Annotated in this window: 21 protein-coding genes; 6 read left to right on the top strand and 15 right to left on the bottom strand. The window is 41.0% G+C overall.

Annotation, left to right across the window (positions count from 1 at the left end; translation table 11 throughout):
• Nucleotides 1-21: 21 nt before the first annotated feature.
• Both ACWIUJ_RS06285 and ACWIUJ_RS06280 read left to right on the top strand, forming a co-directional pair.
• Nucleotides 22-702 (top strand): hypothetical protein, encoded by a 681-nt coding sequence (locus tag ACWIUJ_RS06285; protein ID WP_454169674.1) that lies wholly within the window; start codon nucleotides 22-24, stop codon nucleotides 700-702.
• 2 nt (nucleotides 703-704) lie between these two features.
• Complete coding sequence (locus ACWIUJ_RS06280) at nucleotides 705-1385, top strand: tetratricopeptide repeat protein (RefSeq protein WP_454169672.1); 681 nt, start codon at nucleotides 705-707, stop codon at nucleotides 1383-1385.
• Here the strand turns inward: ACWIUJ_RS06280 and dapB are convergent.
• The 14 genes from dapB to efp form a co-directional block, all read right to left on the bottom strand.
• Nucleotides 1382-2164, bottom strand: a complete 783-nt coding sequence (dapB, locus tag ACWIUJ_RS06275; RefSeq protein WP_454169737.1) for a 4-hydroxy-tetrahydrodipicolinate reductase — start codon at nucleotides 2162-2164, stop codon at nucleotides 1382-1384. The genes ACWIUJ_RS06280 and dapB overlap by 4 nt on opposite strands.
• 91 nt (nucleotides 2165-2255) lie before the next feature.
• Nucleotides 2256-3191, bottom strand: coding sequence for a thioredoxin-disulfide reductase (gene trxB / locus ACWIUJ_RS06270; protein WP_454150749.1), 936 nt, complete (start codon nucleotides 3189-3191; stop codon nucleotides 2256-2258).
• 90 nt (nucleotides 3192-3281) lie between these two features.
• Nucleotides 3282-3758, bottom strand: a complete 477-nt coding sequence (locus ACWIUJ_RS06265; protein ID WP_454169670.1) for a DUF4149 domain-containing protein — start codon at nucleotides 3756-3758, stop codon at nucleotides 3282-3284.
• Between the two features lie 29 nt (nucleotides 3759-3787).
• Nucleotides 3788-4975 (bottom strand): cell division protein FtsZ, encoded by a 1188-nt coding sequence (gene ftsZ, locus ACWIUJ_RS06260; protein WP_454169668.1) that lies wholly within the window; start codon nucleotides 4973-4975, stop codon nucleotides 3788-3790.
• A 20-nt stretch (nucleotides 4976-4995) separates the two neighbouring features.
• Nucleotides 4996-6348 carry a cell division protein FtsA gene (gene ftsA / locus ACWIUJ_RS06255; RefSeq protein WP_454150754.1) on the bottom strand — a complete coding sequence of 451 codons (1353 nt, stop codon included), beginning with the start codon at nucleotides 6346-6348 and terminating at the stop codon, nucleotides 4996-4998.
• A gap of 36 nt (nucleotides 6349-6384) precedes the next feature.
• Nucleotides 6385-7938 (bottom strand): peptidylprolyl isomerase, encoded by a 1554-nt coding sequence (locus ACWIUJ_RS06250; RefSeq protein ID WP_454169666.1) that lies wholly within the window; start codon nucleotides 7936-7938, stop codon nucleotides 6385-6387.
• 137 nt (nucleotides 7939-8075) lie between these two features.
• On the bottom strand, nucleotides 8076-10520 hold the full coding sequence (locus tag ACWIUJ_RS06245; protein WP_454169664.1) for an RNA ligase: 2445 nt from the start codon (nucleotides 10518-10520) through the stop codon (nucleotides 8076-8078).
• Between the two features lie 62 nt (nucleotides 10521-10582).
• Complete coding sequence (locus tag ACWIUJ_RS06240) at nucleotides 10583-11176, bottom strand: hypothetical protein (RefSeq protein WP_454150760.1); 594 nt, start codon at nucleotides 11174-11176, stop codon at nucleotides 10583-10585.
• On the bottom strand, nucleotides 11173-12006 hold the full coding sequence (locus ACWIUJ_RS06235) for a 4-(cytidine 5'-diphospho)-2-C-methyl-D-erythritol kinase (protein ID WP_454169662.1): 834 nt from the start codon (nucleotides 12004-12006) through the stop codon (nucleotides 11173-11175). Before ACWIUJ_RS06235 ends, ACWIUJ_RS06240 begins: the two co-directional genes overlap by 4 nt.
• Nucleotide 12007: 1 nt before the next feature.
• Nucleotides 12008-12247 (bottom strand): carbon storage regulator, encoded by a 240-nt coding sequence (locus ACWIUJ_RS06230; RefSeq protein ID WP_454150763.1) that lies wholly within the window; start codon nucleotides 12245-12247, stop codon nucleotides 12008-12010.
• Nucleotides 12219-13109, bottom strand: coding sequence for a tRNA pseudouridine(55) synthase TruB (gene truB / locus ACWIUJ_RS06225; protein WP_454169660.1), 891 nt, complete (start codon nucleotides 13107-13109; stop codon nucleotides 12219-12221). The genes ACWIUJ_RS06230 and truB overlap by 29 nt, the downstream gene beginning before the upstream one ends.
• 17 nt (nucleotides 13110-13126) lie before the next feature.
• On the bottom strand, nucleotides 13127-13924 hold the full coding sequence (locus ACWIUJ_RS06220; protein ID WP_454169658.1) for a hypothetical protein: 798 nt from the start codon (nucleotides 13922-13924) through the stop codon (nucleotides 13127-13129).
• Between the two features lie 101 nt (nucleotides 13925-14025).
• A complete protein-coding gene (locus tag ACWIUJ_RS06215; protein WP_454169656.1) occupies nucleotides 14026-14763 on the bottom strand; it encodes a DJ-1/PfpI family protein in 738 nt (245 codons plus the stop codon).
• A 20-nt stretch (nucleotides 14764-14783) separates the two neighbouring features.
• A complete protein-coding gene (gene efp / locus ACWIUJ_RS06210; protein WP_454150770.1) occupies nucleotides 14784-15347 on the bottom strand; it encodes an elongation factor P in 564 nt (187 codons plus the stop codon).
• A gap of 332 nt (nucleotides 15348-15679) precedes the next feature.
• Between efp and ACWIUJ_RS06205 the strand changes: the two genes are divergently transcribed.
• Both ACWIUJ_RS06205 and ACWIUJ_RS06200 read left to right on the top strand, forming a co-directional pair.
• Nucleotides 15680-15871 carry a hypothetical protein gene (locus ACWIUJ_RS06205; RefSeq protein ID WP_454169655.1) on the top strand — a complete coding sequence of 64 codons (192 nt, stop codon included), beginning with the start codon at nucleotides 15680-15682 and terminating at the stop codon, nucleotides 15869-15871.
• Nucleotides 15858-17258: an alanine/glycine:cation symporter family protein gene (locus ACWIUJ_RS06200; RefSeq protein ID WP_454169653.1), complete on the top strand. Its 1401-nt coding sequence runs from the start codon at nucleotides 15858-15860 to the stop codon at nucleotides 17256-17258. Before ACWIUJ_RS06205 ends, ACWIUJ_RS06200 begins: the two co-directional genes overlap by 14 nt.
• A gap of 30 nt (nucleotides 17259-17288) precedes the next feature.
• Here the strand turns inward: ACWIUJ_RS06200 and kdsB are convergent, their stop codons facing one another.
• Complete coding sequence (kdsB, locus tag ACWIUJ_RS06195) at nucleotides 17289-18011, bottom strand: 3-deoxy-manno-octulosonate cytidylyltransferase (RefSeq protein WP_454152017.1); 723 nt, start codon at nucleotides 18009-18011, stop codon at nucleotides 17289-17291.
• A 182-nt stretch (nucleotides 18012-18193) separates the two neighbouring features.
• On the opposite strand from kdsB, the gene ACWIUJ_RS06190 reads away from it, so the two are divergent.
• Both ACWIUJ_RS06190 and ACWIUJ_RS06185 read left to right on the top strand, forming a co-directional pair.
• A complete protein-coding gene (locus ACWIUJ_RS06190) occupies nucleotides 18194-18319 on the top strand; it encodes a hypothetical protein (RefSeq protein ID WP_454169652.1) in 126 nt (41 codons plus the stop codon).
• A complete protein-coding gene (locus ACWIUJ_RS06185) occupies nucleotides 18262-21018 on the top strand; it encodes a TonB-dependent receptor plug domain-containing protein (protein ID WP_454169735.1) in 2757 nt (918 codons plus the stop codon). Before ACWIUJ_RS06190 ends, ACWIUJ_RS06185 begins: the two co-directional genes overlap by 58 nt.
• Nucleotides 21019-21051: the final 33 nt, after the last annotated feature.

The raw sequence follows: 21051 nt of genomic DNA, 5'->3' as shown, positions 1-21051 counted from the left end.
TTATAAGCAAGGAATTGAGAAATGAATAAAACAATGGTATTTATAGAATTTGCATTGGTAATACTTGCTATTCAATTTGTAAAAATATTAGGTAAGGCGCGTCCAGAGATTTTGCTTATAACTTTAAGTTTTTTTGTAGGGTTTTTTATGTGTCGTATTTGCTGGTGGATTTGCTATGGTTTGTTTTTTGAATCTAAAAACAACAAGAAAGTTTTTATGTATATCTATTGTTTGCTTGGGGGTGGAATGTCTGTTAGTTGGAAATTTTCTAGCTTCACCCCCAAGTCCGAGAATTTTTTAAACGAATTAGCTATTTTGTGTTTATTTATTTTTGTGATGACATTTGTTGTATTTTTCTTTGTCAAATCTATTTTTAAGCCTTTGCCTGAGGAAATCTATCAAATAAAGAAAAACCTTATAGCTATTCGATTTTTTAAGGTTTTATTTATCGTTCTATTTTTGATAGAATTTATAGTGTTGGCTGTCCTTGTTTGTGTCTCTATTGCAAATTCTCGTTTTGAAGAAATACTATTAGGAATACCAATCTCATTTTGTTGCACTTCTCCCATATTCCTAATTCTTTGGGGTATAAGTTATATAGTCTTTGGCAGTGGAAATCCATTTTTTGTATTCAAATACGACCCATACAAGTTTTACAACCAAGAATCTCTTATGACACAGAGCAAGCACCTTAAGGAGTAGCAATGAAACGACATATTTTTGCATTTACAATAATGCTTTGCGCCACATTCACACCAAGTCTCGCGCAAATAAGCAATGAGGAATGGACGCGCTCCTATACACTCTGCACGGAGGATAGGCAAGCCAGAGCTTGTGTCTTGCTTATCAATGAGGGATTAGAGAGCGTGCAAGAATGCGAGAAGTCTTGCAATGATATAGGGCGCATATTCCACTATGCTGGATTGCGCAAGCAAGCCATAGAATATTACCTTAAAGCATGGCTAAATGGCAATGTATATGCTGTGCATAATATAGGGTTAATGCTCCACGAGGAGGGTGAGTTTAGCGAGGCGATGAAATATTACACTATTGCGTGTGATGAGGGCGTTATGCTCTCGTGTAATAATTTAGGAGTGCTTTTTCGCAATGGCTTGGGCGTGCCAAAAGATTTAGCAAAAGCACGAGGTTTTTATACTTTAGCGTGCGATAATAAAGAATCTACCGCGTGCTTTAATCTAGGGGCTATTTATGCCTTTGGCATAGGCACAAATATCAATATCCCTCTAGCGCGAAGTTATTTTGATAAAAGTTGCGATTTAGGATTCCATATCGCTTGTGAGATAAACGCCGATACTCTGCGCCCAGAGGATTTAAAGAAATTTAAGCAAGAGAGCGGGAGCGAACTACGCGGACTTGATATTTAATCAAATCCTAAAAAGTCATTTACCCCATAGATTGCATTTTCGCGCTTTTGTGCGGTGAGCCATTTGAGCGCAGCGATTGCCCCTTTAGCAAAGGTGAGACGACTTGTAGCGTTATGTGTGAGTTCGATATACTCGCCATCAAGATAGAATCCCACCGTATGCCTCCCAGCGACATCACCACCGCGTAGGCTCATCACACCGATTTCATCTTTGCTCCTTGCACCGATGTCTCCATCGCGCCCGCTTACACGCACTTTTTCTAGCTCTAGCCCACGCGCTTTGGCGCAAGATTGTGCGAGAGTGAGTGCTGTGCCACTTGGAGCGTCTTTTTTGTGGTGATGGTGGATTTCGACAATCTCAATATCGCTCTCACGCAGGCTACTTGCTACAAGTGCGGAAATCTTGCTTAAAATCGCCACGCCTCTACTCATATTGCTCGCGTATAAAATGGGAGCTTGCTCGCTTGCGCGTTGCATTAGCGCATTTGTTTGGGAATCTAACCCCGTGCTTCCAATTACCATAGGAATGCAAACTCGCATATCAACAGCTTGCTTTAATAACGCATAAGTCCCAGCATTTGAGCTAAAGTCAATCACACATTGGCAATTTTGCAAAAATTCACTAATGTCTTTTGCCACAGGGAGGTTTTGATTGTTAAGCGATTGGATTTCATCGCGTGCAAAGACACTGCTAATGTGCAAATCACACTCTTTAGCAATCTCCTCAATAAGGAGCTTACCAATGCGCCCACTCGCGCCAAAAATCCCAATGTGCTTCATCATATCTGCCATACGCAATCCTTATAAGAATCTAGGTGTATCAAGTTGTGAGGGAAATCGCCTTTAGATTCTAAAATCCAAAGGCATTAGCCTAATGCCCCTGTAAAAATGCTATGGCTTGTAGTGCCGCACACGCTCCATCGCCAGCCGCGCACACGACTTGCTTTGGTGCATTAGAGCGCACATCGCCCGCTGCAAAAAGTCCTTTGATATTTGTCCTCATCGTTATATCAACCTTAATGCTTCCATATTCATCAAGTTCGCATAGCATTGTGCCATCACCTTGATTGAGCACTTGAGTATTGACATCATAGCCCACAAAGATAAAAATGCCCGGCACGGGAAGTTCTGTTATCTCCTCAGTTTGAGTATTTTTGATTACCACAGAGGTTACGCCACTGCTATCGCCTTTGATTTCTTCAACGATTGCAGGCGTGATAAACTCGATTTTGTCATTTTCTTTGGCGTGTTTAATCGTTGTAGGCGCGGCGCGAAATTCATTGCGTCTATGCACGACATACACTTTTTTACAGATTCTAGCGAGATAGACAGCTTCTTCAAGTGCAGTATCGCCACCACCAAGCACAACAACTTCTTTATCTTTGTAAAAAAATCCATCACAAGTCGCACAAGTGCTCACGCCTCTGCCCCAAAATTCATTTTCGCCTTTGACGCCACTACGCTTGGGTCTCCCACCTGTAGCGAGAATCACGGCTTTTGATTGGAGAATGTCGCCATCGCCTTTGTAAATCTCAAAAATTTCACCATTCTTACTCACACGCATAACCTCATTCATATCGTGCTTAAGCCCAAAGCGAAAGCACTGCTCTTGCCAAGGCTCCATAAAGTCCATACCACTGACAATGTCTTTTACACCGGGATAGTTTTCTATTTCGCTTGAGCCTGTGATTTGCCCGCCGGGCATACCTTTCTCAAGCAAAACCACATCTTTAATACCTCCCCTCGTGGCGTATAGTCCCGCGCTTAGTCCAGCGGGACCACCACCAACAATCGCTAAATCAATCATAATGTATCCTTTAGTAAATATTTTATTGACTTTGCATTATAAATAAACCTTACAAATATATTGTTACATTGTGGGAGAAAAATATACAATTTATCGTTGCACAATCTTTAAAAACTTGCTTACAAAAAGCACGCAAAGACTCACAAGTAAAATATCAAAGACAACCACGCTTTGGGTGTGCATAGATTGAAACTCTGGCGATTGCGCATCGGGGGCAGATAGGATATAGGGCGTGTAATACAGCGCAAAAAGGAAAATCATAATAAGGCTAATGCCAGCACTTAGGACAATGACAATGCTTGAATTTCTTAACATTTTAGCAACTATAAATTCAAAGACAATAATGCCACCAGCAACGATGAAAAGCACAATGTTGAGATTCTCAAAGATTCTCCCCATAAGCACACCGCTTTGTTCTTTAGTGATTGGTAGGGTTAAAATTTCCCCTGCCCTAAATAGAGTAGGCGCACTAAAAATACACGCAATAATCGCACCCACACCTATCCCAAGCAGGAGCAAATAGAGAGAATCTAAAAATCTTACTATCTTTGTTGTATTGATTGCCATTAGATTCTCTTTATTTTATGCTTGTGAGCTTAATCTTGCTTGTTGCGGATATAAGTTGGCTCATCAAACCCATCTCTGTCAAATACGCGACCATTGCTTTTATCATACATAATGATTTCGCCATTTGCCACTCTTGTGGGATATGCGACAAAGCTCTCATCAGTCATTGGCAGATTCTTTACACTTTCTTTATCAACCGTGCTTAAGGCTACTTCATTCTCAAAGCCTGTGGCGAGGAATGTAACGCGCACATAATCTTTTTCAAAGTCCTCTTTCCAATAATTGCCAATTTTCATAAATGTGTTTTCTGTGCCTAGTGCGTTGATAAGCTCGCACGCTTCATTGAGCTGGCTCATAGAATAATCAGGGTGTGCTTCAAAGCACGCGATAATCCCTTGCGCGCCTTTGAGATTCTCGTGGCTAAGCATTTCAGAATCTATAGCTTTCTTTATGGCATCCATAGCAGCATTTGAGCCATAACCCTCGCCGATACTCATCATCGCCAAGCCTTTATTTTCCATTGCGGCGCGAATATCAGCAAAATCTACATTTTGGTCATTTTCACCATTTCCACCTAGGACGATGTTTGAGATTCCAAGCACGGCATTTGCTAAGACATCATTGACTTTTTCTTCAGCCTGTCTTTTAGAAGCGTCAGTGCCCAAAATACTCATTACGCGCTGGTTTGGGATTACGATGATACAATGAACTCTTGATTTAAGCTCTCTTAAGCCCTCTTCGGCTACTTTCTTGCGCCTATCTCCCTCAAAGTCAAATGGCTTGGTAACAATCGCTACGGTGAGTGTATCATTTTTATTTACAATATCAGCAATGATAGGAGATGCACCTGTGCCTGTGCCTCCGCCAAGCCCTGTGGAGATAAAGACCATATCATAACCGCGTAACACTTCAGCAATTTCTGTCGCGCTCTCTTCAGCAGCTGCAAGTCCTTTTTGCGGGTCAGCACCAGCCCCAAGTCCTTTGGTAAGTTTTTTGCCAAGCTGGATTTTTTCTCTTGCTCTGTTTTTAGATAAGTGCTGCATATCCGTATTAGCAGCAATAAGGGCGATTTCTTCGGGCAATTCTTCTTTTTTGGCAAGGTGATTTATCATATTGCTTCCACCGCCACCTACACCGATAGCAGCGATTCTAGCACCTAAAAAATCTCTATATTCTGTTTCATCAATCTCGCGAACTTTTACTTCATCCATTCCCATAATTATCTCCTTAAAATCAATTAAAACAAGCCCTTGAGCCAATCATAAAATCCACTAAATACCTTTTTAAAAGGATTTCCAACACCATTGGTTTTTGTTCGTTCTTGAATCTGTATATCCTTCACATCGCCTACTTCTGTGTCCTCATTTGGGAGGATAGATTCCACACTTTTGGTCGCGTAGGATTTGAGCATTTGTATTCTCCCCTTGCCACTTGACTCATAATTTGTAAATTTCCCAGCACTATGGAGCACGAGCCCGATAGCTGTCGCCATTTCTGGGCTTTGAATCTCGCTCTTGCCAATACCATCAATATCAGCAGGAACGCCAATTCTCACGGGGAGATTTCCAAATATTTTTAAATCATTGGCGTATTTTTGTAGATTCTTCAACTTCACAAATCCACCAGTGAGCACCACACCACGCAAATTTTCCCTTACTTGAGAGCTTTCAAGTAGGGCATTTATCGTTTCTAGTGTTTCTTTTACACGCGCTTGGATTATACCACAAATATGCTCCATATCTACGCTTTTTTGTTCAGAATCTCTAGTAGGGAATCCAAGTGCTTTCCCTTTATGCTCTTGACTAATAATCAAATCTCCATAATCTTTTTTTATTTGTTCTGCTGTTGGGATTTGAGCACCAAGTGCTTTTGCTAAGTCTAAAGTAATGTGGTTTGAGCCTACTCCAAGATAGTCGTTATGAGCCATTGAAAGCCCACTATGCACCATAATATCAGAAATTTCCCCACCAATATCGATACACGCGACACCCCATTGTTTCTCTTCGGGGGTAAGCACAGCAATAGATGAGGCATAGGAGCTAAGGATAATGTTTTTGATTTCAATTCCGCAGTTGTGAATGACTTTTTTTAGGTTTTCTAATCCCTCTTTTTTTGCCGAGACAATGTGTGTGTAGCATTCCAGCCTATTTGCTGATAGTCCCATTGGGTCATCAGATGGTATTTTATAATCATCAACTTGGAATCTGTATGGCAAGATGTGAATCGCCTCAAGTTTGCTTTCGCGTTTGCGGACAGAGTCCTTTATCACGCGTTCAATATCATTGAATTTAACTTCGCCATCAGAGACATTGACAATTCCTGAGTAATTTTCCCCAGAAGCATAAGCCCCAGAAATACAAATAGTGGCTTGTGGTAATTCTTCTACCCCAGCCATTCGCTTCGCTTCATCAACGGTCGCTTTGATAGAGTGGCTTGCTTGCTCAATATTGCTGATAACGCCCTTTATGACGCCTAAAGAACTGCGTCTTGCCATACCGATTATACGAGGCACGCCAAGATTTATCTCTGCAATAAGCACGCAAATTTTACTTGAGCCAATATCAATAGCTAAAATAATAGGGGCTTGCATATATGTCCTTTCATTGTATTTGCTTTCATAAGTTTGCTACTCAAAGTTAAAAAACACTTGCGGTTTGTATTTTTCGTTGATATAGGATTCTAAAACAGAACCAAAAATCTCTTGATTGAAATACTCCGTGCCTACTCTATCGGCAAATTGCGGGTTTTTTGTAGTATCCAAGCGTTGCTCTAAGATTCTATAAAGCACACCAAATTCGCCCATATTGACAAAGCCGCTTTTTTGCTGGTTGGAAAAAATTTCACTTAAAATTTCACTCAAAAGGTTAAGTTGTTCTAATTTAAACCCTGCCTTTTGTAGATTCTGCACTTGGGTTTGACTTAGAGAATCCATACCAAGAGAGTAAAATCCCACATCAACACCTTTGAAATTTTCCACTTGTTTTTGCCCCTCTTGTTTGAGTGCTTCTTCTTGTTTTTGGTGCATTAGTTCAGCTTTTGCCTCATTTTTTACTATATTAAATTCTTTTGGTTTGGGCTTGGATTTCTCTCGTAGTTTTAAAAGCACAAATCCATAACTTTGCTCTATGGGCTTTAGCACTTGCCCGTTGCTCGCAGATTCTAAAGCCTCAATGCCCTCTGCGCTTAGCGTAATGCCATTACCAATATTTGTGTCTTTAATCACAATGTTAGAGCCCTCAAGCTCCATATTTGGCTTAAGGTTTGATTGCATTACACTTCCGCTTATCTCTTCATTACTAAATGGCGTATAAGCGCGATTTGCCGCGCGCAAAGCCTTTTGTCTAGGCAAGCTACTTGCAATTTCTTGCCGTATAGAATCAAGCAATGCACTATTTTCTCCCTCACCTTTAAGCTGTCGTTTATACTCCTCGTTTGCTTCCTCATCGATTTCTTCTTGTGTGATTGTTTGCTCGCTTGTGAGAAATTTCATAAATTCAATGTTATAAAGCGTTTCTGTTTGCCATTTATCCTTATGAGATTCCCAATATTGCTTTATTTGCTCCTCGCTAAGGCTAACCGAAGGTTTTGTAAGCACCTTTAATTCAAGTTTATCTTGGATATGCAGTGGAAACTCAAGGCTTAGAGATTCTAGTGCGCTTGCTTTTGGCACACTAGCATTAAGTGCATCATAAAGCTTTCTCACCAATATATCATCGCTAAGCTGTTTTTCATATTCCTCTGTGCGCCAGCCACTTTTTGTAACCAAATCTATGTAAGTGGCTTTGTCAAATACTCCATTGACTTGGAAATCTGGGGTTTGCTGGAGGTTTTGCAAAACCTCCTCATCATTTACTTGCAAGCCCAAATCTTTCGCAAAACTTAGCAGTTGAGCGCGTGCAACGAGACTTTGTATTGTTTGCAGCGGTAGTCCCAACTCTTTTGCCTTTGCTTCATCAAAGTTACCTTGCAAGTCTTGCATATATTGCTCATAGATTCTGCTATAAAGTCGTTGGTATTGTGCATTTGAAATTTTTATATCGCCCACTCTTGCTACGGAATCACCACTAAAGCTAATGTTTCCATTTACCGCCCAGATACCACCTGCGCCTACAAATGCAATCGTGCTAATCCAAATTGTTACTACAAGCCACTTTCTATGCCTTTGCATCCAAGTTATCATTCATACACCTTAAATATTCTATGAAGTTTAAATTTGCGATTTTACCTTAATTTTTCCTAAAATGGATAGTTTTTTATCCAAAATTTCTATTGGACTTTTAGTAATTTAAGAATCTATGATTTATTAAGAATGCGGGATTACATTTGCTTAAAAAATTTCTCTCGCAGAGTGATGATGTTGTTTGCAAGCACACTAAATCCCTCACGCTCCACCAGCTCGCTAAGATATGCCCAAAATGCTAGGGCTTGTTTGTCGTGGATAAATGCTGGCAACACCATTTGTTGTTTATCAAGGCTTTTTTCAACCGCATTACGCAAACCTTTCCACATCGTGTAATATGGCAATTTTAACTTAAACATAAAGCCATTTTTATCCTCAATCACAAAGCCCTCAATGTGTCGTTTAGCTTCCTCTTTGTCGCTTGATTGTGCTGGATTCTCAAAGTCGCTTTGTGTTTCAAAGTTTGCTTGAAAATCCTTTTGAGAATACATAAAATCTGGGGCTTGCACTTTGTCGATGAAAGATTGCAACTCACCAAAATCACTAATTTCACACACTTTAGCCTTGTGTTCTATGCCAAGTTTTTTGGCTAAATCACACAGATAGCGGAAATCTATGCGCCTTGTTTGCAACGCATTAGCAAAGCCATCGAGTAAAATGACTTTAGGCGTGTCATACGCGATAATGTGTGGGTCGCGTATGGGGTCAATCACTTCAAACACAAGACTTATATCTCGCTCTACAATGGCATTTTTAAGTAGCTCACGCGCCTCATCGTTTAGTGAGTTAAATAAAATTTCTTTAAAATATCCGCTAAACGCACTTGTCGGGTCAGATTTAGAGGTAATCAAAAATTCATTTGTATGAGAATCTACGCTTAAGATTCCCAAAAATCCATTTTCTTTTACAAAGCATTTCAGTGGATAGCACAGCTCCTTTAGGTTTTCTAAGCGCGTTTTTGGCACTTCGTTGAGATTGAAAAATTTATCAAAACTGCGCGCTACCACTTTGTTATGCAAAACATCAATAAAAAGTCCTCTAGCCTTGCAAGTGAGGTCATTCCACGCTTTAGTGTAAAATGCCTTTTGATTAAAGTTAAAGCTACAAATACGCCCATCAAAATATTGTTTTTCCCGCACAAACGCACTCTTACGCAGATTTTGTATAAGCTCTATTATGGCGTAAGTGTTTTGAAAATCTGCATTATTCCTATGCACAGGATTTGTAATTCTCACTTCGCCCCACCCATCTCGGTGGATTGTATGTGTGAGGGCAAGTGAGAGCTCTTTTTGAGGCTCTTTGTGGGATTTTTGTGTGAGTGTTATTGTAGATTCTTGTTTTTTGTGAGAATCTGCGCCCTCAAGAGTAGCTATGCGTAATTCACCACCAAACTCTACGCCACCTTCAAGCACAAAACACCGCTCATTTACACGCATCGGCAATTTTTCCCTATTGCGATGCCCAAAGACCTGAAAACAATGTGCTGGCGTGTTTTGTTTCCAATTTTTGGTGCATTCATTCACATCACTATACCCACCACTTCCATAGATGAGCCCGCGCGTGCTTATTAGAGTGAGATTCTCTGGTAGGCTTGCTAGCCCTCCGTGCGTAGCGAGCACACGCTTGTCTTTAAAGTCATAAAACGCACATTGACGGAGTTTGCGCGTGAGATTGCGCGCGTCTTTTTGTGTAATGTGAGAATCTTTGAGTTCTTTGAGTGTGAAATGAGCAAATTCATTGGAATATTGTGTTGTTTGCTCTTGAGTGTTTGTTTGTATTTGCTCTTCACCCCATTTGCGTAGCCAACGCTCGTGATTGCCCTCTAGCAAGCACACATTTGGCAAGTCCATTATTGCCAGCATTAACGCTACGACTTGTGCATTTTCAATCCCTCTATCAATGTAATCACCACAGAAAATATAATATTCATCTGGGTTTAAAAGTGCCTTGTAATCAGTTATTTGTCCGCTAGATTGTGTGTGGTGATTCTTACATTGCCATTGTAAATACGCCACAATAACGGTGTAACAACCCTGCAAATCGCCTATGTGATGAATTTTTTTGTAGGCATTTAAATCAATGGGTGTAAAGAGGAGTTTGTGTATTTCGCTTGGTTTAATGATTTGATAACGCTTTGGCAATGGGTTTTGCAGGCTTTGTATAAGTCGTTCGTGCATTGTGGTAATGATTGTATCACTTACGCGTTTGTATTCACGATTGGCATTGTGTTTGAGTGCTTCTTGTAATGTTATATCGCTAAAATCCACCACCACAATGTGGTAGCGATATTTTTCAGCCAAATCCTCATACGCTCTAATGGCTTTTGCGCTTATATGTGTTGCATCGATAATGCTCAATTCACCATTTTTCATACGCGATTCTAATATCTCAAAAAGTAGCTTCCACGCGGTTTTATCATTATCTTGGCTAATGGTGTAAGTGCCATTTTTGCCTAAAATAGGCGAGGCGAGAGAGAGTCGTAGGGAATCTGGACTAAGCGCGTAAAGTTCTAAATTATGTTCTTTTAACCAGCTACTTTTACCACTAGCTGGGATACCGCGCAATAAAACTAAAGTTCTCAAATATAATCCTTATTTTTTGAAATAAAAGCAAAAAATAAGCCATAAGTGCTTGGCAGTGAGAGCTACCATTCCTCGCCAATGCCAAACAAAATGCAGTTGTCAAATCTTGGAAGCACACACATCGCATAAATGCGTATATTATCTTGCTCTTTTAATAGCTCTAAGTCGCTAAAATAGCGAGAATCAAAGTGATAGTAAGTGGGCTTTGCGTCATCATCTGCTCGAAGTGTCCCGCTTATGCCTATGCCACCAAGCTCGCTGTATTTCATAAAGCCATTTGGATAAAATCTGCTTAGCACCAATGCGTTATGGAGGGATTTTTTTTGCGCATTATTTAGGGCGTTATACGCATTATGCTCAATAAGAGTGCGGGAGCGAAAATGCGCGTATTGTTTGTTTTGTGAGTTCCTTGCGAGCGTGTCATAAAAGGCTGCGAGTTTTTTAGAATCTTTATTTAGGTAATATAGCGCGTTATTTTCCCTTTGATACGAGCTTTTTGAGTTTCTTCCGCGCTCATCACTCTCGCCAAAGCCATAAGTCTTTTGTTCTTTTTTTGGGCGAATGGATAGCCTGCTTTCATCTGCAGGATAGCATAATAGAGCGTTTATACCTAATGCAAAAAGGATAAAGATTCTAAGGATTTTGTGTTTTTTCATCGTGCCAACCGAAAAAAACTTGACCCAGAACCACTAAAAAACCATTCATCACCCAAATCTCGTGCTACTTGCGCTAATTGCGGATAGGCGTGTAGGGCTGCGATATATAGCCCATTGAGATTCTCTTTTGTGTGTGTGCGTAGGATTTGTTCGCTTTTAAGAGCAAACAAATCGCGTGATTGCTTAGAATCTGCGTATTGCGCGAGTTTTTTAGCTACCATTTCATCGAGTGTTTGATACACAAGCGGTGTATTGCAAGCAATGCTAGGCGTGAAAATCTCAAATGTCAAATCCTCCTCGTTAAACTCTTCTACTACTTCGCCGACCCCCGAGACATTCGCGCTTGTATGACAATGGAGAAAAAATGCCACATCTGCACCACTTTTTTGCGCAATATGCAAAATTTCAGCGTTTGAGAGGGTGAGCTCAAAATGCGCACAAAATGCGTTAATAACAGCTCCTGCATTACTGCTTCCTCCACCAAGCCCAGCTCCCTTTGGGATTTTTTTTTCTGCGGTGATATGGAGATTCTCCACCATATCAATACTATCATTTAAATGCGGGGTAGGGGATTTGCTATTATTTAGTCGCTTGATGAGCACTTCCTTGAGCGCGAGAATGGCTTTATAAATGGTGTTGTTTGGCATTTCGCAGCCAAAGTCGCCATCAATGTTGAGCATATTGCCTTTTTGTATGTGTATGGTGTCAAACAGCGCGCCTTTTGCTAAGACAAAGCGCGAAGCAATAGTGTGGAATCCATCGCTACGCCTGTTTAGAATCTGCAAAAAAATGTTGAGTTTAGGGTAGCTTTTTATGCAAAGCTTAAGCATATTATTTCTTTTTGATAATCCCTATTTCACTTGCTTGTGGAAGGACATTATTGTCGGCATTGAGTGAGGCTTGTTGGTTTTGTAGTGCGACTGCATCTTTAAGCTCGGAGCGCAAAATGAGCATATCTTTTGGCGCATTAAGTCCTAAGCGCACACTTCCCTTTTCGATAGAGATGACTTTGATTTCAATCTCATCTCCTATAATCACACCATCATCTTGTTTTCTCGATAGTATTAGCATATTCAATCCTATTGCATAAATATTTTACTTCCTTGTTTGGTAAAACTTCGATAAGTGAAAAAAACCTCTCAAAACACCATTTATATACACCACATTTCTGCGTAAGTAGCAAAACTTTACGCCCATTAAAGACAGCATTTTCAAATTCCTCACTCTGAACCTCCAATGTCTCAAAGGACAGAATCTGCACGCTATCAAGGTGATACAATGGGTATTTCACTCCCAAATCGATAGAATCTTTACCTACACTTTGCATATAAGCAAGACTAATTCCACATTCTGCAACACGCTCTAGTGAGCTAAGGCAAGCATCTACACCAAGCCTATTTGCGATAATCTCACCTAAAGAGCGCACAAATCCGCCTCCAGATAGCGTTACCTCAAAATGTAAAAATGGGTGCGTGTAGTGGAGGATTTTTAGCGTAAAAATATCCATTACGCACTTTTTTAATCTTACCTCTTTTCCTTCTCTGGCGAGTTGATATGCTCTTTTGCCATTGATTTTCTTTGCGCTAAAAGCAGGTGGCGTGTATGAAATTTTACCCACAAGCGAGCTAAAGAGATTCTCAATCGCACTAATAGGGAATCTTGGCACAATATTCACATTTGAAATACCCTCAATATCAAGTGTTTTTGACTTTGCGCCAAGCCAAAGTGTCGCACGATAAGTCTTTTTAGCCTTATCTAAAAATGGCAAAAGTTTGGTATGTCCGCCAAACGCCACGATTAAAAGCCCTTTAGCAAATGGGTCAAGTGTGCCAGAAAACCCTGCCTTTTGACAATTAAAATGTTTTTTTAGCTTATTTAAAAACGCATTAGAGCTCATAAATGGTGGTTTATAAGTGGCTATAATGGCGTTCATTGTGCTTGTTGTTTGTGTTAAAATCCAGCATTTTGTAAAAACAACGATTTATCCACATTGGCTAATATTTTTTTCATTGTCCCCTTTTTGGTGGATATTTTAGGTAAGAGGTTTTCAAAATAAATTTCTTTTATAAATCGTTCTGTTGGATATAAAGAGCTTATGTAGATTCTATAAAAATCATCACTAGCCTTTTTACACGATTGTATTTTTGTTGGTTTCCAGCCAGCCCATTGAAATGGTCTGCCTCGTATGAGGGAGTAAATTTTACCATCTGTTTTGCCAAAAAGTTTGCCTTTATCAAATTCCGCGATAATATCGCCTTTATGCCAAATATTGCCATCACTATCTGTATGTGTGTGTGATGCAACTAATTCAAAATTTTCTCCTTTTTTAGCGTAAGTGATACTATCTTGCTCAAATCTATCCCCCAAATCTATCAAACACTCTTTAAGTGTAAATTTTTGAGAATCTACAAAGCAAAAATAGCTTAATTCTTTAGCTAATTTACCACTTCCTGCCTCTATATAATTCCCAATAATTTCAATCGTATCTATACCCATTTTATGCAATAATCCACCCAACAATTTGTGCCTATCTTTATTTTCATTGTAAGGGATTTTATATTCCTTGATGACTTTAGGATTTTTTCGCATCATTTCACTTTCATTTTCCCAGCCATCTCTATATTGTCGAAATGCTGATATGCTCCCACATTGATAGTTTTGCGTGTGTTGGTATATCCTGCTTAATCCCGCACTTTGTATGTCGCTTGTCGATACAGAATCTATAAGATTGCTCTTTTTCAAAGCCATTTTATTATTCCTTTGTTTTTAAATGTATTTATATTATAAACAATTTAATTTTGGCATTTAAAACTAAATTAGGCAAATTTGTATTTATCTAATCTGCAATCTCACAAATCCCGCACAATCTTAGCATTTGATTTGAGATATGGCACAAGCATTTGCTCGGCTATCTCGTTTGATTTTGCTTGCCCCAAAAGGTAGCTTATGATTTCTAGGGCAAATAAAATCCCTGTGGCAGGTCCTGCTGCGGTGATGAGATTGCCATTTCTCACAACACTTGCATTTGGCTCATACTCGCCATTTAGGGGCTTTGGCTGTGGTGTTTTTCTTGCTTTGTTATCGTTTTTGTCCGTGCTAGATTCTGCGTTTTTGTCTGCATTATCGCTCGTAGCCTCCTCTGTGAATGCTTCACAGCTAGGGTAGCACGCAAATTTCCCAGCCAAAACTCCTGCGCTATCTAGCACGATAGGCGAGGCACATATCGCGCTTACTAGCTTGCCCTGCGCTTTAAAATCTTGCAAAATCTCGCGCAGTTTTTGACTAGATTTTAGGTTTAGCATTCCCTGCCAGCCCCCTGCCAAAGCCACCCCATCAAATCCCGCCAACGCGCTAGAATCTAGTCCCTCTAAAGAGACTTCCGCGCATATCTCTATGCCGTGCGCCCCTGTGTAGATTCCCGCGCTATTTCCACTTGCGCGCAAATCCTTTTTCACCCCTACTTCGTTAGAGCCATTAACGCCAGCGATGACTACCTCCACCCCAGCCCTACGCAAAGTATCTACAATGCTTACAAACTCGATTTCTTCAAACCCCTCTGCCAAAGGCACTAAGACTCTTTTTGCCATTTTTGTCCCCTTTTTACCCCCTACTTCACTTTCTCCACATATTCGCCTGTTTCGGTATTTACGCGGATAGTCTCGCCCTCTAGTATGTGAAATGGTATCTGCACCACCGCTCCAGATTCCAAAGTAGCGGGCTTTTTGCCAGCAGATGAGGTGTCGCCCTTGAAGTTTGGCGGGGTTTCTATGATTTTTAGCTCGACTATTTGAGGCACACTCACGCTTATCGCCTTGTCATTATGCAGCAGGACGCTGACATTCATACCATCAAGTAGCCATTTGGTTGCTTCGCCCACCTGCTCGGCACTCATCGCGGTTTGTTCATAGCTTTCCGTATCCATAAACTGATAGCTGTCCCCATCGTGATAGAGGTATTGCATAGGCTTTTCTACGATGTTTGGCTCTTCGCATTTATCGCCCGCGTGGAAAGTCTTTTCGATGACTTTGCCGTCCAAAAACGACTTGATTTTGGCGCGCACAAACGCCGCTCCCTTGCCCGGTTTGACATGCTGATACTCTACGATACGATAGGGGATTCCCTCGATTTCGATTTTTAGCCCTTTTTTAAGCTCGCCCATTCCTATTGCCATTGTTGCTCCTTTGATTAGATTTTGGGGGCTTCTTGCCACATTTTGTTGCATTGTGATTGCCCCGCTTTTGATTTTGCGTTTTTAAGTTTAAATTTTAAAACGCAAGGGGCAGAATTGTAACAAAGATTTTGCAACAAGGCAAGTTTTGGTATTTTGAGCTTAGCGCGGGCTTTTTGTCGTTATTGGGGGGGCGTGTGCGAAGCAAGGCGAAACGAATACAAACGACACAATCCACTAAAAATACTTGCGAATCTGTGTGAATACAAATTTCCGCTATAATTGCGATTTATTTTAAACGGAGCGACAAATGGCAAAGATTATTTTTCAACGCGGTGGATTTAGGGATTTTTTGTGCTGTTTTTAAGGCACTCTGTGCAATCAAATGTCTGTATCCAAATGATGAGTTGTTCATTCATCATTACGACATTTCGCAAGGTTTTATACAAAAAGTGGGCTTTATCGGTGGCGTGATTAACGCAAATGAGGTGGCAAAAAACAAAAGGAAACAAAATGCAAGTATTTAACGACTTTATAGGCAGTTTTAGCGGGTTTTTATACACTTATTGGCTCGTGTTTGCGTTACTACTTTGTGGGGCGTATCTTACCATTCGCACGCGTTTTATTCAGTTGCGATTTTTGCGCGATGTGTTTGCCGTGCTAAAGGAAAAAAGCGAGAAAGAGCATATTTCGCCATTTGGTGCGCTGATGATTTCGACTGCTTCACGCGTGGGCATAGGCAATATCGTGGGCGTGAGCGTGGCTATCGCTAGCGGGGGGAGTGGCGCGCTATTTTGGATGTGGGTTAGCGCGATTGTAGGCGGGGCAAGCGCGTTTGTAGAATCCACCCTCGCGCAAGTGTATAAACGAAAAGTCGGCACACACCGCTACAAAGGCGGTCCCGCCTACTACATAGAATCCGCGCTAAATTCTAGAAAACTTGGCATTATCTTTGCGATTTCGCTCATTTTTTGCTTTGCGCTTGGGTTTAACGCCCTGCAGGCTTTCACGCTGACTTCGTCATTTGAGATTTTTGTGGGCAAAGAAGTGTTTGAAAACTCTCCGCTAACGATTTTTGTGGGGCTAATTTTAGCGATTTTGGTGAGTTTCTTTTTCTTTGGCGATGACAAAAAATCCGCGCTCATTTCCTCCATACTCGTGCCGATAATGGCGTTTGGCTACTTCGCTGTGGCACTCGTAGTTGTGGGGCTAAATGTGGATAAAATCCCGCTCATTTTCTCTAGCGTGCTAAAAGAAGCGTTTGATTTTAGCGCGATATTTGGGGGATTTGCAGGGAGTGCGATAGTCATAGGGATTAAGCGCGGGCTTTACTCAAACGAAGCGGGTATGGGCTCTGCGCCAAATGCCGCTGCGAGCGCACACACTAGCCACCCCGCTAAGCAAGGAATGGTGCAAACGCTATCAGTTTTTATCGACACGCTTATCATCTGCTCGGCAAGCGCATTTATGGTGCTTTGCTCTACCGTGGATACAAGTGGATTAAGCGGAATGGCAGTGATGCAAGCGGTGATGAGGGGGCATTTTGGCGATTTTGGGCTTATCTTTGTAAGCGTGGCAATCGTGCTTTTTGCCTTTACTTCGCTTATTGGGAATTATTTTTATGCGGAGGCAAATTTTAAATTTATCACAGAGCATAAAATCGCTTTGCAAGTCTTTAGGTTTTTTGCTGTGGTGATGGTGTTTGTCGGGGCGCAGTTAAATCTGGCTTTGGCGTGGGATTTGGCAGATATTTTTATGGGGCTAATGGCGAGCATAAATATTGTCGTAATTTTGCTTTTAAGCAATATCGCGTGCAAAGTCTTGCGTGATTATGAAGCGCAGAAAAAGGCGGGCAAAAATCCTGTATTTAGCGCACACAGCGTGGGAATCAATAATACGGAGTGTTGGAAATAGGAAATTTGTGATAAGCCATTGTCGAGTAGTTTATTTTTCAATGCGTTGCTTTGCTTTTTGTAAATCCTCTTGCGTATCGATACCTATGCTTTGTGTTTGCACGATTGAGAGTGCGATTTTTTTGCCATAATACAGCGCGCGGAGTTGCTCGAGCTTCTCAATGTCCTCTAGCGGGCTTTTTGGTAGAGTGCAAAAGGCTTGAAGATTCTCATTGATAAAGCCATAAAGTCCCAAATGTCCCAAATACGCGTGGCTAGCCTGCACTCCCTGCGCTCTATCACGCCAATATGGAATCCCAAGCCGTGAGAAATACAACGCCTCATTATTGGCGTTAAGCACAACTTTTACGAGATTTGGGTCATCTCTCTCATCAATGCTAATTTCCTTTGCCAAAGTATTCATAAACGCACCACTGCGTTGCGTGAGGGATTGAAGTGTTTGGAGTAAGGAATCTTCGATAAAGGGTTCATCGGCTTGGAGGTTTAAAATGATTTCTTTAGAATCTAGCCCTAAGATTCTCGCAGCCTCTGCGCATCTATCTGTGCCACTTGTGTGATTTTTATCAGTCATTACGCACTTAATGTTATGGCTTTGACACACTTGCATAATCGCTTCATCATCACACGCTACGATGACTTCATCGACTTTGCTGGCATTTTTTGCGCTTAGCACGACCATCGGTAGTCCGCCAATTTCGCACAGCACTTTTTGGCTTAGGCGGGTGGATTGTAAGCGGGCAGGGATTATAATCATCATAAATCCTTAATTTAAGTTTTAGAGAGATTTCTAACATTGTAGCAAAAAGCGAGAAAAATTACATAAAAATTATCTTAAAGATTTAATTATAATAAAATTATTTCTCATTATTTAAGCTAAATTTAAGATTTTATGTGTTAGATTCCTACCTTTTATTTTATATTTTGTAGGAATTGATAATGAACGCTAGAATCTTGTGTGTTGCATTTGTGCTCTGTGGCTTTGTGCTTAGTGATGAGTTAGAGCAATCATCAAAGAGTGCAATTACCCCCCCCCCCCCGAAACACAAGATAACAATCAAGTAGAAAATAAAAAGGATTTACAAAAAGTCAAATTAGATAAAGTAACTGCTACGGCAGAGAGAGAATTTGAAGCCTATCAAAGTGGAGCGCAAATTGGACGAGAAATATTAGATTCTAATCCAAGTGGGAATGGAGACATTGGCTCGATTCTTAGAATCCTCCCAAATGTGCAGTTTGATAATGCACAAAATCGCTCGACTACGCCGGGCGAGATTGACCCTGCGAGAATCAGCATTAGCGGGGGATTGCATTATCAAAACAATTTCCAACTTGATGGAATGAATATGAATAATGACTTAGACCCAGCTGGCTCTGCTGATTGGCTTGGTGGTGCTCCGGGCAGAAGTCAAGGGCTTGCCATAGACACAAATTTATTAGAATCTATCACCGTGCAAGATTCAAATATTTCTGCTTCTTATGGAGGCTTCACAGGTGGCGTAGTGGAGGCAAACACACGGCGTCCCACCAAAAAATACGGCGCAAATATTTCTTATCAATTCACGCAGGGTAATGCCGACCCAAAGGCATTCAGTCTTACAAATTATCATCTTTATGGCAATGCAAGTTTGGAGAGCTTTTTAGATTCTGTAACACAAAGCTACAATGACAACAACTCGCCATTTTTCACCAAGCACTTAATCCGCGCAAGTGTAGAATCTAAAGTCAATGACAAATTTGGCATAATCGCTAGCTTTGCTACCACACAGAGCTTTATCCCGTTGCGCTATAATAGCGATGTTAGCACATCACAAGCCACGCCCGTAGATCCAAAAGACTTAACTACGCGCAAACAAACCCAAAAACGCCAAATCTATAATTATTTCATTAAAGGTTACTATGACCCGAGTGATTCTGTGCGTTTAGAGCTCAGCTACACTTATGCTCCGCAGTTTGATTATCGCTTTATGAGTGGGACATTGGGAGATTTTTTTAGCTTTGATTCTGGGGGACATCAAGTGGGTTTTAAAACCACTTGGCAAAATGCGGTTGGAGTGCTTACAAATACTTTAAGTTACTCGTTTTTGGAAAATTCTACGATTTTGCACGGATTTGAGCATACAAAATATTGGATTACCTCAAGTAGCAAAAATTGGGGAAGGTTTGGCGTGTTTGTGCGTGAGGGAGGATATGCGCCTACGGCGAGCACGCAGCATACTTTAAGCGAAAAAATCGTGCAAGATTTTACCCCATTTGATATATCTATCACCACGCACGCCTTCAGTGCAGGGCTAGAGCTAGGCTATCAATACGCACAATTTGGCTATACACAAGATTATTTTTTCGCCCGAAACAACGGCAATCAAAAGCAAATGACACAAGCACAGCAAGCACTATGCACGGGACAATATTTAGAATGGTGCGACCCACAAAAGGCGTATTATTCTGGCGGTGTAGAATGGGCGTATGGACAATATTTTGGGCATGTAGAGCTCTATCGCAAGGCAAATGTTGATTTGCATAATGCCCTAGCAAGCGCGTGGCTAGAAGATGACATTACTATTCCCTTGCATAAAGCGGGCGAATTACACACGCGACTTGGCGTGCGATTTGATGCAGATAGCTATATGGGCAAGGCAACTTACGCGCCGAGATTCTCACTTAACTACATCACACCCGCGCCAAAGGAGCTAACCACGCAAATCACTTTTGGTGCAAATCGCTACTATGGGCGCAATATCTTTGCTTATGCGCTCAAAGCGAAGCAAAATTCTATGAGTATCGGCATAGCAAGGGATAATCCTAATAAAGATTGGTATGAGATTTTAGAATCTGGAGTGCAATGCACAGGGAGTAATTATGATAACAGTGGAAAGGCGAATTGTATCACCCCTTATAAAGATGATATTAAGTTTAGCAAGTTAAAAGTGCCATTTGTCGATGAGTTAATGGCTGGGATTGTGCAACGCGTTTATAATGCTCATATAGAAGCAAAATATATCTATCGACTTGGCAAAGATGATATTCGCTATGTGCGAAGTGATTATGTGGGATTAGCCCCTGATAGCAACTACACGACTACTTATTACACTTATACAAATGAGGGCAAATCCTATACCGATGTCGTTGTGCTTGTTGTATCGCACGACAATCCATTAGAATTTGGAGGTGTGAAGCATTATGCGAGTTTTAATGTGGATTGGACAAATGTGAAGCGAAATTTTGTTGATTATGCAGAGAGTGCGAATGCTTCACAAATAGCAGATGATGACATCGTATGGGAGGGCAAAGTTGTGCCTTACTCTCAACGCCCTGCGAGTAACTTCGTCCGTCCTTTTACACTACGACTAAATACCACGCACAGCTTTAACATTGGCAAATTTAAGTGGCTCTTAAATAACTTTTTGCGTTATCGTTCATCATATAAAGCAGTGGCAAAAATCCACACTGCAGGGGCGAATTATGATAGATGTGCGACAAATTCGCGATTTTGCCCATCGCCAAGTTATGACTCCGCGCATAATGACAAAGACCAATTTATCGCTCAGATTTTAAAAGGCGCGTTTAGTTGGGATATGCGTTTGGGATTTGAGGTGGATATATGGCGTGGAAATGCAATGTATATGAATATGGATATTTTTAACTTACTCAATGCCAAAAATCCTACCATAGCTACTACAAATTACGCAGGCACGAGCTCAAGTCCCACTATCGTATATGAAGTGGGACGACAATTTTGGGTGCAAGTGGGGTATAAGTTTTAGGGGGATTTTTTATAAATTTCGCTACAATGAGCG

The organism is Helicobacter sp. 23-1046, assembly GCF_053654635.1.
Note: the sequence above shows the minus strand (reverse complement) of the source record. Positions and strands in the feature narration are given on the sequence as shown.

Excerpts from the sequence above, each read along its gene's own strand:
- ftsZ (WP_454169668.1), bottom strand. The coding sequence starts at position 4,975 with ATGGGAATGGATGAAGTAAAAGTTCGCGAGATTGATGAAACAGAATAT.
- truB (WP_454169660.1), bottom strand. The coding sequence starts at position 13,109 with ATGAACGCCATTATAGCCACTTATAAACCACCATTTATGAGCTCTAAT.
- trxB (WP_454150749.1), bottom strand. The coding sequence starts at position 3,191 with ATGATTGATTTAGCGATTGTTGGTGGTGGTCCCGCTGGACTAAGCGCG.
- ACWIUJ_RS06190 (WP_454169652.1), top strand. The coding sequence starts at position 18,194 with ATGAACGCTAGAATCTTGTGTGTTGCATTTGTGCTCTGTGGCTTTGTG.
- ACWIUJ_RS06285 (WP_454169674.1), top strand. The coding sequence starts at position 22 with ATGAATAAAACAATGGTATTTATAGAATTTGCATTGGTAATACTTGCT.
- ACWIUJ_RS06250 (WP_454169666.1), bottom strand. The coding sequence starts at position 7,938 with ATGATAACTTGGATGCAAAGGCATAGAAAGTGGCTTGTAGTAACAATT.
- ACWIUJ_RS06230 (WP_454150763.1), bottom strand. The coding sequence starts at position 12,247 with ATGCTAATACTATCGAGAAAACAAGATGATGGTGTGATTATAGGAGAT.
- ACWIUJ_RS06200 (WP_454169653.1), top strand. The coding sequence starts at position 15,858 with ATGCAAGTATTTAACGACTTTATAGGCAGTTTTAGCGGGTTTTTATAC.
- ACWIUJ_RS06265 (WP_454169670.1), bottom strand. The coding sequence starts at position 3,758 with ATGGCAATCAATACAACAAAGATAGTAAGATTTTTAGATTCTCTCTAT.
- ftsA (WP_454150754.1), bottom strand. The coding sequence starts at position 6,348 with ATGCAAGCCCCTATTATTTTAGCTATTGATATTGGCTCAAGTAAAATT.
- ACWIUJ_RS06240 (WP_454150760.1), bottom strand. The coding sequence starts at position 11,176 with ATGAAAAAACACAAAATCCTTAGAATCTTTATCCTTTTTGCATTAGGT.
- dapB (WP_454169737.1), bottom strand. The coding sequence starts at position 2,164 with ATGAAGCACATTGGGATTTTTGGCGCGAGTGGGCGCATTGGTAAGCTC.
- ACWIUJ_RS06215 (WP_454169656.1), bottom strand. The coding sequence starts at position 14,763 with ATGGCAAAAAGAGTCTTAGTGCCTTTGGCAGAGGGGTTTGAAGAAATC.
- ACWIUJ_RS06220 (WP_454169658.1), bottom strand. The coding sequence starts at position 13,924 with ATGGCTTTGAAAAAGAGCAATCTTATAGATTCTGTATCGACAAGCGAC.
- kdsB (WP_454152017.1), bottom strand. The coding sequence starts at position 18,011 with ATGATTATAATCCCTGCCCGCTTACAATCCACCCGCCTAAGCCAAAAA.
- efp (WP_454150770.1), bottom strand. The coding sequence starts at position 15,347 with ATGGCAATAGGAATGGGCGAGCTTAAAAAAGGGCTAAAAATCGAAATC.
- ACWIUJ_RS06280 (WP_454169672.1), top strand. The coding sequence starts at position 705 with ATGAAACGACATATTTTTGCATTTACAATAATGCTTTGCGCCACATTC.
- ACWIUJ_RS06235 (WP_454169662.1), bottom strand. The coding sequence starts at position 12,006 with ATGCTTAAGCTTTGCATAAAAAGCTACCCTAAACTCAACATTTTTTTG.